At 69.1% G+C, this 7,776-nt stretch carries 6 protein-coding genes; 4 read left to right on the plus strand and 2 right to left on the minus strand.

All coding sequences use genetic code 11. The features are described 5' to 3' along the window. The first annotated feature begins 74 nt into the window (after window positions 1–74). Both G398_RS0101845 and G398_RS21130 read left to right on the plus strand, forming a co-directional pair. A complete protein-coding gene (locus tag G398_RS0101845) occupies window positions 75–2,153 on the plus strand; it encodes a S9 family peptidase (RefSeq protein WP_026852327.1) in 2,079 nt (692 codons plus the stop codon). Between the two features lie 25 nt (window positions 2,154–2,178). After that, the gene (locus tag G398_RS21130) at window positions 2,179–2,859 is read left to right on the plus strand and encodes a hypothetical protein (RefSeq protein WP_026852328.1); all 681 of its coding nucleotides are present in this window, start codon (window positions 2,179–2,181) and stop codon (window positions 2,857–2,859) included. Window positions 2,860–2,874: 15 nt separating this feature from the next. On the opposite strand, the gene G398_RS15480 is transcribed toward G398_RS21130, so the two are convergent. Next, window positions 2,875–4,017, minus strand: a complete 1,143-nt coding sequence (locus tag G398_RS15480) for an alpha/beta hydrolase (RefSeq protein ID WP_211229024.1) — start codon at window positions 4,015–4,017, stop codon at window positions 2,875–2,877. A gap of 81 nt (window positions 4,018–4,098) precedes the next feature. Here G398_RS15480 and G398_RS21805 point away from each other — a divergent pair, with 81 nt between their 5' ends. Next, a complete protein-coding gene (locus G398_RS21805) occupies window positions 4,099–4,230 on the plus strand; it encodes a hypothetical protein (RefSeq protein WP_281173046.1) in 132 nt (43 codons plus the stop codon). Window positions 4,231–4,241: 11 nt separating this feature from the next. Here G398_RS21805 and G398_RS0101860 read toward each other — a convergent pair whose 3' ends face one another. Further along, entirely contained in the window at window positions 4,242–5,216 is a 975-nt protein-coding gene (locus G398_RS0101860; protein ID WP_026852329.1) for a patatin-like phospholipase family protein, read from the minus strand. Between the two features lie 83 nt (window positions 5,217–5,299). Between G398_RS0101860 and G398_RS0101865 the strand changes: the two genes are divergently transcribed. Then, a complete protein-coding gene (locus tag G398_RS0101865) occupies window positions 5,300–7,393 on the plus strand; it encodes a M3 family metallopeptidase (protein ID WP_026852330.1) in 2,094 nt (697 codons plus the stop codon). Window positions 7,394–7,776: the final 383 nt, after the last annotated feature.

Here is a 7,776-nt window from a genome sequence, read left to right on the forward strand (position 1 = left end):
TCCCTGGAGTTGTGAACATGATCACAAGGTCATCGTTTCCCCATGCGATGCTGGGAGGTTGTTCCGGAGGGTTCATGAGCCGTTTTTGCCTTGTCCCGATCGCATCCCTGATCCTGTCCCTCCCCGCGGTGGCCGCAGGCAAGCGGGCCTTCCACATCGAGGACCTCTACCGCCTCAAGGGCCTCCAGCACCTGGCCCTGAGCCCGGACGGATCGAGACTCGCTTTCGAGGTGTCCACCCAGGACTTGAAGGCCTCCACGCGGAACACGCAGATCTGGGTGCTGGAGACGGCCACGGGCGCCGCCAGGCAGCTCACCTTCTCGGGCAAGTCCGACACGGCGCCCCAGTGGTCCAAGGACGGCAGGACCCTCTACTTCCTCTCCAGCCGCCAGGACGGGAGCCAGCTCTGGGCCATGGACCTGGCGGGCGGCGAGGCCCGCAAGGTGACCGGCTTCGAGGCGGGCGTGGGCGCGCCGAAGGTGGTGCCCGGCGGGAGCCAGGTGATCTTCGAGGCCTCGGTCTTCCCGGAGGCCATGGCGGACAGCGCCAAGCAGAAGGAGCTGGCCGACAAGCTGGAGAAGGGCCCCGTGCAGGCCCACCTGGCGGACTCGCTGCTCTACCGGCACTGGACCGAGTGGCGGGACTTCCAGGTGAGCCACCTCTTCAAGGCCACCTTCGAGGGCAAGGTCGAGGCGCTCACCGGCGGACCGCAGGACCACCCGGCCTTCTGGCAGACCTGGGACCTGAGCCCCGACGGCAAGGAGGTCTGCGTCACCACGAATGCGGATGCTGTCCCCGCCCGCAGCACCAACCAGGACCTCTTCCTGATCTCGCTCGATGGCGACCGCACGCCCAGGCGCATCACCGGCGACAACCCCGCCGCGGACCAGGATCCCAAGTACTCGCCGGACGGCCGCTTCATCGCCTACCGGTTCCAGACCAAGCCCGGTCACGAGTCCGACCGCTTCGGCCTGGCCGTCTACGACCGCCAGACCATGGCCCGCAAGGTGCTGACGGAGGCCATCGACAACTGGGTGGACACCTTCCAGTGGTCCGCCGACGGCAGGGCGATCTGGTTCACCGTGCAGGAGAAGGGCCGCTGGCCCCTCTTCCGCGTGGACGTGGCCACCGGGAAGACCACGCGCATGCTCGAAGGCCAGAGCATCCGCGAGTTCCAGGTGAGCCCCGACCAGAAGGCCGTCTACCTCGCCAAGACCCGTGTGGGCGAGCCTGCCGAGATCTGGCGCTACGCCTTCGACGCCAAGGAGCTGAAGCGGCTGACCGCCTTCAACCAGGCCGTGGCCGACGAGGTGGACATCCGCCCGGCGGAGGAATTCACCGTGAAGGGCGCCGACGGCAAGGATGTGCACGTCTTCCTGGTGAAGCCTCACGGCTTCGACCCCGCGAAGAAGTATCCCCTCATCCTCAATGTGCACGGCGGCCCGCAGATGATGTGGTCCGACACCCTGCGCGGCGACTGGCAGGTCTATCCCGGCGCGGGCTACATCGTGGCCTTCCCGAATCCGCACGGCTCCACGGGCTACGGCCAGGCCTTCACGGACGCCATCAGCGGCGACTGGGACGGCAAGGTGCAGACAGACATCATGAAGGTGGCGGATCATCTCGCCGCACTGCCCTACGTGGACAAGGACCGCATGGGCGCCATGGGCTGGAGCTGGGGCGGCTACGCCATGATGTGGCTGGAGGGCCACACGACGCGCTTCAAGGCGCTCGCCGCCATGATGGGCGTCTACGACCTGCGCTCCATGCACGGCGCCACCGAGGAGCTGTGGTTCCCCGAGCACGACCTCACGGGCACCCCCTGGGACCAGGCCACGGCCTACGAGCGCATGAACCCCAGCAGCCACGTGAAGCAGTTCAAGACGCCCTGCCTCGTCATCACTGGCGAACGCGACTACCGCGTGCCCTACACCCAGAGCCTGCAGTTCTTCACGGACCTCCAGGAGATGGGTGTGCCCAGCCGTCTCCTTGTCTTCAAGAACGACGGCCACTGGCCGGACAACCTGAAGTCCATGCCCGTCTACTACAACGCCCACCTCGAGTGGTTCCAGAAGTACCTGGGCGGCGGCGCCGCCCCCTGGAAGACCGAGGACCTGGTGCGGAACCTGGCCTTTGGTCCGGCGGGGAAGTAGCCTCAGGCAAGCCCCAGGAGAACCCATGCGCCGATTGATCTCCCCCTCCCTGATGCTGTGCTGCCTCCTGGCCTGCGCCGAGAAGGAGGCGCCCGCGCCGGCCACGGCCCCTGCGGCCGGCGCGCCCGCGACCCAACCTGCGGCTCCCGCGGCCCAGCCCTCAGGCCAGGCCCCGGCCCAGGCCGCCGGGACGAAGGCCGAGGCAGCGCCCGCGCCGGCCCAGGCCTCCAAGCCCGCCGTCGAAGCTGCGGCAGTCAAGCCGGCCCCCGCGCCCGCACCGGCCCCGGCGGCGGCCCCGTCACCTGCGCCCGCAGCTGCTGCGGCGCCAGCTCCCGCCCCGACCCCTGCTCCCGCGCCCGCCGCGGCGCAGGCCCCTGGGCCCAAGCCAACTCCCGCACCTGCGGCAGGCCCCATGCCCTCCCTGGCGGCCAACGGCCACGGGGCCGTGGGCGCCGGCGCCTGCAAGATGTGCCACCGCACCCAGCACGACTCCTGGTCCGCCTCGGCCCACGCCAAGAAGGGCCTGGACTGCGAGGCCTGCCACGGCAACGGCGCCGACTACAAGGCCATGTCCATCATGAAGAACCCGGCGGCGGCCAAGGCCGCGGGGCTGGTCCTGCCCACCCTCGACTTCTGCCGGAAGTGCCACGGGGCCAAGGCCGACGCTGCGCTCTTCGCCCGGGTGCACGCCCACAAGGCCAAGTAGACGATCAGGGCCGGCTCAAGGTTTGGCGCCCTTCAGCTTCCAGTAGCTCCCCCCGCCTGCCGTGCGCGGCTCCAGCCCGCGGCGGGCGGCCCGGAGGCCGTCCAGTAGGACGCGGCGGATGTCGCTGATCACCGGCGGGGCGGTGGCGAAGTAGGAGTGCTCCAGGAAGCTGGTGTCCAGGCCCGAGGCGTCGATGGTCTCGATGCCTGGCACCACCACGATGCCCTCGGCGGTGTCGCCGGCCCGGGGGTAGCCGTGGACCTTCTTGGAGGCCAGCAGGGCGTTGTCCCCGTCGGAGGCGTAGAGGGTGATGCGGTCACAGCCCGCCGCCAGGGCCGGGGCGATGTCGCGCCTGAAGATCTCTGCGTCGATGTCGGGCGCCGTGAGGATGATCTCCTTGAAGCGGCCCTTCAGCTTCGGCTGTTCGGTGAAGGCCTGCCGCAGGGCGCCGGTGAGCACGCGGTTGCCCATGGAGTGGGCGATGAGGTAGATGTCCTTCACGCCGCTCTTCTGGGCGAAGTCCAGGAGGAAGCGCTTCAGGTTCGCCTCGCTCCACTGGGCGTTGTTCTCGTCCGTGGTGTAGCCCTGGAGGGTGCCCTGGGAGGGCCAGCTGTAGAACACGGGCACGCCCCGGTAGTCCAGGTCATAGGTGATCTGGGCCGTGCGCTTGGCGGCATCGTCGAAGGCCACGTTGTAGCCGTGGACGAACACGAAGCTCGATCCGGAGGCGCCCGGGGCCTGGGCCCTGGTCTTCACGCGGTTCAGGAAGGCGGCCCGGGTGAGCGGCGTCCGGTCCAGGATGACCATGTGCTTGCGGGGGTCCTCCCGGAACTCCAGCTTCCAGAGGGAGGGGGCCTCGATCTCGCCGGTCTTGTGCCCCTGCGGGACGCTTACGGCCACTTCGCCGTACGAGATCCCCGTGCCCCGCGCGCCGCCAAAGCCGCCGCCCTTGGGGGAGCGGCCCCGGTCCGTGCCGAACATCACCGTGACCCGCGCGAAGGCCTGGTCCCGGGCCACGTTGGGGTTGGGGCTGGAGGACCGGGCGGGCGCCGGCAGGCGCGCCGGGGCGGACTTGTATTCCGGCTCGAAGCGCTCCGCCTGGCGCGAGTTCTCACGCTCCACGGGGGGCGGCGGCGGGGGCGTCCGGGCGGGTCTCATGGCCGGTGGTGGAGGCGGCGGCGGTGGTGGTGGTGCCGGCGCCGGAGCCGGAGCCGGAGCTGGAGCTGGAACCGGAGTGGGATGCACCACCGGCCGGGCGGCGCACCCCAGGAGGAGGGCTGCGAGCAGCGGGCCCGCAGCGAGGCGGAGGGGGGACGGAGGGGCCAGGAGGGAGCTCATGGGGCCTCGCGGGGCGGCTGGGAACAGGGCTAGGGGCAGGGCGGCTAGGGACGTGGGGCGGAGGCCGCCATGCGCGCGGCCACCCACGTGTCGATGGCCCGGCGGATGGCGGGCATGGACTGCTGGGTGGCCACGATGCCCGCCTCCATGCAGCGCTTCTTCTGGGTGAAGTCGAGGGTGCCCACGTCGCCGATGGCGGGGGAAATCAGCACATCCGCGTCCTTCTTTGAGTGCTCCACGTTGAGGGCGAACATGATGTTGGCAGCCTGGAGGCTCACGCCCAGCAGGTTCGTGATGTCCGTGTTGCCCACGTTGGCGCTGATGTCCACGGCGATGACGAGGTCCGCGCCCTTGGCCCGGGCCACGGAGATGGGGATGTTGTCCACCACACCGCCGTCCACCAGGATCTTGCCCATGTGCTGCACGGGCTGGAACACGCCGGGGATGGCGGAGCTGGCGCGCACGGCGCGGGCCACGGAACCCCGGTCCAGCACCACCTTCTGGCCCCAGTTGAGGTCCGTGGCCACGGCGGCGAAGGGGATCTTCAACTGCTCGATGTTCGTGGGCTTGATGTGCCCCTTGACCCAGGTCTCCAGCTTGTCGCCCTTGGCGAAGCCCATGCCCGCCACGGTGGAGATCACGCCGAAGTCGAAGAGGTCCTCCTTCTGCAGCTGGAAGGCGGTCCACTCCAGGTCGAAGCTGTTGCGGTCGGCCGCGTAGATGGCGCCGATGAGGCTGCCCACGCTGGTGCCCACCACGAGGTCCACGGGGATCTTCTCCTGCTCCAGCGCGCGGATGACGCCGATGTGGGCGAAGCCCCGCGCAGCGCCGCCGCCCAGGACCAGGGCGATTTTCGGCTTCGGCGGGGGGCCCTGCGGCCTGGGCGGGACCGGCGGCTGGACCTGGGGCGGAGGCGTCTGGGGCACCACCACCGGGGCCTGGGGCTGGCAGGCCAGCAGGAAGGCGAGGCCGAGCAGGGCCCCGGCCTGGGTGATCCGCAGTCTGAGTGGCTTGTGCATATGCTGAGGATACTCCGGGGGCACGGGAAGGCCTTTTGCCTCGTATCGTGATGGTATAGTGGCCCCACCCCCCAGGAGTCCCCATGCGACCCGCTTCCGCTCTGGCTGCCCTCATGACGCTTCCCGCCCTCGCCGCCGATCCCGCCCCCGTAGCCAACCCCTTCTTCGGGGAATGGAAGACGCCCTTCGGCGTGCCGCCCTTCGCGGCCATCAAGGAAGAGCACTTCCTTCCTGCCTTCAAGGAGGGCATGGCTCGCCAGAAGGCCGAGGTGGCGGCCATCGGCGCCGCCCAGGAGGCCCCCACCTTCGCCAACACCATCGTGGCCCTGGACCTGTCGGGCCAGTTCATGGACCGCATCGGCTCCGTCTTCTTCAACCTCACGGGCGCCGAGACCAACCCGAAGCTCCAGGCCGTGAACCGCGAGGTGATGCCCCTCCTGGCGGCCCACCGGGACGATATCAACCTGGACGCCAGGCTCTTCGGGCGCGTGAAGGCCGTGTGGGAGGCGCGCGCCACGCTGAAGCTCGATCCCGACCAGGCCCGGCTGCTGGAGCGCACCACCAAGGGCTTCGTCCGCGCCGGCGCCGCGCTCACGCCCGCCCAGCAGACCCGCATGCGCGCCATCAACGCCGAGCTGTCCAAGCTGGGCGTGGAGTTCGGCGACCGCCTGCTCAAGGCCACCAAGGCCTTCCGGCTGGTGGTGACGGATCCGAAGGATCTCGCGGGCCTGCCCGAGGGTACGCGCCTGGCCGCCGCCGCCGCGGCCAAGAAGGCCGGGCAGGATGGGAAGTGGCTGTTCACCCTCGATGGCCCCAGCATCTGGCCCTTCCTGGAATACGCCCAGAACCGCGAGCTCCGGAAGCGCCTCCTCACCGGCTACCTGGAGCGCTGCAACCAGGGCGGCGACACGGACACCAATGCCATCGTGGCCCAGGTGGCGGCCCTGCGCGTGGAGAAGGCCCAGCTGCTGGGCTACCGCACCTGGGCGGACTTCGTGCTGGAGGAGAACATGGCCAAGGACGCCAAGGGCGTCTACGGCCTGCTGGACCAGATCTGGAAGCCCGCGCTGGAGGTGGCGAAGAAGGAGCGCGCCGAGTTGCAGGCCATGATGGCCAAGGACCTGCCCGGCCAGAAGCTGGAGCCCTGGGACTGGCGCTACTACGCCGAGAAGGTGAAGCAGGCCAAGTACGACTTCGACGAGGAGTCCGTGAAGCCCTATTTCGCCCTCGACGCCGTGCGGCAGGGCGCCTTCACACTGGCCGGGCGGCTCTACGGCATCACCTTCACGGAGCTGAAGGACATGCCCGTCTACCAGAAGGACGTGCGCTGCTTCGAGGTGAAGGAGCAGGACGGCCGGCACCTGGGCCTCATCTACGTGGACTACCACCCGCGCCCCGGCAAGCGCGGCGGCGCCTGGATGAGCAGCTACCGCCCCGCCTGGCAGAAGGATGGGAAGCAGGTGGATCCCGTGGTGGTCAACGTCTGCAACTTCACGGCCCCGGCGGGCGACCGGCCCGCGCTGCTGACCTCGGACGAGGTGCGCACCCTGTTCCACGAGTTCGGCCATGGCCTGCACGGCCTCTTCTACAAGGGCCGCTACCGCGGCACCGCCGGCACCCCCCGCGACTTCGTGGAGCTGCCCAGCCAGGTCATGGAGAACTGGTCCATGGAGCCGGAGATGCTGAAGCTCTACGCGAAGCACTACAAGACCGGCGAGGTCATCCCCGACGCCCTGGTGGCCAAGATGAAGAAGGCCGCGACCTTCGGCCAGGGCTTCGCCACCACCGAGTACATGGCCGCCTCGCTGCTGGACATGGACTGGCACACCCTGACCACCACGAAGCCCCAGGACGCCGCCGCCTTCGAGAAGGCCTCGCTGGCCAAGTGGGGATTGATCTCGGAGATCCCGCCCCGCTACCGCAGCCCCTACTTCAACCACATCATGGGCGGCTACGCCGCGGGCTACTACAGCTACATCTGGAGCGCCGTGCTGGACAGCGACGCCTTCCAGGCCTTCAAGGAGAAGGGCAACCTCTTCGATCCCGCCATCGCCGCGAAGTTCCGCGCCGAGGTGCTCTCCAAGGGCGGTACCGAGGATCCCGCGCTGCTCTATCAGCGCTTCCGCGGCCGCGATCCCAAGGTGGAGCCGCTGCTGGCGAAGCGTGGGCTGAAGTAACGGCTCATCCGGTCGTCGACTGACCTCCACGAAGGACACGAATGGGCTTCCTTCGTGTCCTTGTATGTTTCCCTCGCCCCCTGTCTAGTCGATGGGGAGATTCTCCAGCGGAGGCAGTGTGGCAAACGGAGGGATGGTGCTGGTTTGTGTTGAGGCGCTGAGAGAATCGCCGTCACAAAGGTTCAGCCCATCCCTCCTCCCGTGCCGCGCCGTAGGACCGGTGACAACCTCGGTTTCGAGCCGAATGCGCAAGAATGGTCAGGCGCGCACGTTTGCAGCATAGGCCTTTCCCGCTGGAATGGGAGGTCTCATGACTCGAGGAACATCCGCTCCAACCCTCCCGGTTCACTGGGCCGGCGCCGACCTCGCCAAGGCAAGCCTCG

This window comes from Geothrix fermentans DSM 14018 (assembly GCF_000428885.1).
In the GTDB taxonomy this organism is placed as follows: Bacteria; Acidobacteriota; Holophagae; order Holophagales; family Holophagaceae; genus Geothrix; species Geothrix fermentans.

Excerpts from the sequence above, each read along its gene's own strand:
- G398_RS21805 (WP_281173046.1), top strand. The coding sequence starts at position 4,099 with ATGCACCACCGGCCGGGCGGCGCACCCCAGGAGGAGGGCTGCGAGCAG.
- G398_RS0101860 (WP_026852329.1), bottom strand. The coding sequence starts at position 5,216 with ATGCACAAGCCACTCAGACTGCGGATCACCCAGGCCGGGGCCCTGCTC.
- G398_RS21130 (WP_026852328.1), top strand. The coding sequence starts at position 2,179 with ATGCGCCGATTGATCTCCCCCTCCCTGATGCTGTGCTGCCTCCTGGCC.
- G398_RS0101865 (WP_026852330.1), top strand. The coding sequence starts at position 5,300 with ATGCGACCCGCTTCCGCTCTGGCTGCCCTCATGACGCTTCCCGCCCTC.
- G398_RS0101845 (WP_026852327.1), top strand. The coding sequence starts at position 75 with ATGAGCCGTTTTTGCCTTGTCCCGATCGCATCCCTGATCCTGTCCCTC.
- G398_RS15480 (WP_211229024.1), bottom strand. The coding sequence starts at position 4,017 with ATGAGACCCGCCCGGACGCCCCCGCCGCCGCCCCCCGTGGAGCGTGAG.